This window comes from Planosporangium mesophilum (assembly GCF_016863255.1).
GTDB lineage: Bacteria > Actinomycetota > Actinomycetes > Mycobacteriales > Micromonosporaceae > Planosporangium > Planosporangium mesophilum.
In genome coordinates, this window is the sequence record NZ_BOON01000092.1 from 1 (window position 1) to 2,108 (window position 2,108).

Annotated in this window: 3 protein-coding genes; 2 read left to right on the plus strand and 1 reads right to left on the minus strand. The window is 69.6% G+C overall.

The genetic code is table 11. The annotated features are described in order from the left end of the window. Positions 1 to 753: cbb3-type cytochrome c oxidase subunit I (locus Pme01_RS30615; protein ID WP_203935993.1), on the minus strand; the 753-nt coding region annotated here is incomplete at its 3' end. 389 nt (positions 754 to 1,142) lie between these two features. On the opposite strand from Pme01_RS30615, the gene Pme01_RS30620 reads away from it, so the two are divergent. Further along, complete coding sequence (locus Pme01_RS30620) at positions 1,143 to 1,379, plus strand: ATP-binding cassette domain-containing protein (protein ID WP_168117464.1); 237 nt, start codon at positions 1,143 to 1,145, stop codon at positions 1,377 to 1,379. A gap of 43 nt (positions 1,380 to 1,422) precedes the next feature. After that, entirely contained in the window at positions 1,423 to 2,007 is a 585-nt protein-coding gene (locus tag Pme01_RS30625; RefSeq protein ID WP_168117463.1) for a helix-turn-helix domain-containing protein, read from the plus strand. Positions 2,008 to 2,108: the final 101 nt, after the last annotated feature.

The window sequence follows — 2,108 nt, forward strand, 5'->3', positions numbered from 1 at the left end:
CAGCATGGGTCCGCCGGTGGCGGAGTCGTACACGTGGGCGCCGAGCTGGCGGTCCGCCACCAGCGCGAACAGCGCGGCGGCCAGGATCGGGAAGACCATCAGCACCAGCAGCATCGTGATGAGGATGTTCCAGGTGAAGATCGGCATGCGGAACATCGTCATGCCGGGCGCGCGCAGCGTCAGGATCGTGGTGAGCAGGTTGACCGCGCCCAGGATCGTGCCCAGACCCGAGATCGCCAGGCCGACGATCCACATGTCCGCGCCGACGCCCGGAGAGTGGATCACGTTCGTGAGCGGCGCGTACGCGAACCAGCCGAAGTCGGCGGCACCGTCGGGCGTGGCGAACCCGGCCACCGCGATGCCGCTACCGAACAGGTAGAGCCAGTACGCGAACGAGTTGAGCCGCGGGAACGAGACGTCCGGCGCCCCGATCTGCAGCGGCACGATGTAGTTCGCGAACGCGAACACGACCGGCGTCGCGAAGAACAGCAGCATGATCGTGCCGTGCATCGTGAACAGCTGGTTGTACTGCTCGGTCGAGAAGAACTGAAGTCCCGGCTTCGCCAGCTCCGCGCGCATGGCCAGGGCGAGGACGCCACCGATCATGAAGTACACGAACGACGTGACCAGGTACATCATCCCGATCTGTTTGGCGTCCGTCGTGCGCAGCAGCCGGGTGAAGGCCGAGCCCTTGACGGGCTGGTGGACCGGCCACGGCCGAGTCACGATCGGCTTCGGGGCGACGGTGGTCACGAATGCCCTCCTGTGCTGTTACCAGCTGAATCTGGGTGCGGTGGTAACGATCTGTGGCCGTTCCAGTGGGCAGAATAGCCCGCTTACCAGACGGTATCCGGTCCGGGGGCGGCCATCAGGTGTTCAACGCCGCTTTCGGGTGCAGGGGCGTGTGACGCCCGGAACACGGTTCGGTATCGATCCCCTGGGCGGGACGGCGCTCCGGCGCCATCGCTGATCTTCTCGAGGGTACGCGGCGATCACGCCGTCGTGGCCGCGACCCACGACCCGGCCGTCACCGCGCGGGCCGACCGGTCGGCCGAGCAGATCACGGAGCGGGGCGGGAGATCGCACCCCTGGCTGTCCGATACCCGTCACTCATCTCGGGCGGTGCCCGGCAGCGGACGACGGTGGGCCGGGCCCTGCGGCTGCGACCCACCCTGCCGCTGGGCGACGAGCCGACCGCTCATCAGCACCGCGGTCGGGTCGCCCTGGTCCTCGACGTCCTGCGTCAACACGCCCACGACGGGCACGCGGTACCGATCTCCAGCCACGCCGGGGCGGTGATCGCCGCCGCCGACCGGGTGGTCACGATGGCCGGCGGGCGGATCATCGACGACAGCAGGGCGGGGTCAGCGCTGCGCTGAGCGTCTTACACCAGTACCCCAGAGTGACTAAAGTCACGGCGTGATGAACTTCGATCATCTCGCCGACCGGCTCACGACCGGCCTCGTACGGGTGGCGGTCGCGGCCGACAAGACCGACGCGGTCGGCCTGGAGCGCACCGTCGCCCAGCAGCAGGCGCTGCTCCTGCTCGCCCGTCGGGCCCAGGAGTACTCCCTGAGCAGGCTGGCCACCGAGCTCGGCATGCCGATACCCGCCGCGCAGGCGGCCCTCGCCACGCTCTGCCGGGAGGGCCTGGTCTCGATGGAGCCCGACCCCTCGTACTCGCCGCACGAGCTGCGCGTCGCGCTGACCGAGCGCGGCCGGGCCGCCGCACCGGGCTTCCTCAACTGGGCGGACGCCCTGCTCACCGACCTCGACGAGTTCAGCGAGGACGATCAGCGCCGGCTGCTGCAGGTGGTCACCAACCAGATCCTCGCCCTGCAGCAGCGGGGCCAGATCCCGATCACCAAGATGTGTGTGACCTGCCGATTCTTCGACGGGTACGCCCACGTCGGCACGCCGGAGCCCCACCACTGCCGGCTGGTCGACGCGCCCTTCGGGTACCGCCAGCTACGGCTGCGCTGCCCGGACCAGTCCCCTGGGCCGTGAGGGCCTGATCGGGCGTCGGTCCCCGGCGCCGAGAGCGGGCCGCGTTGACGTTCTCCCCGCCCTAAAGGACGGGGATTCCCTCCGCGCTGCGCGCGGAACGC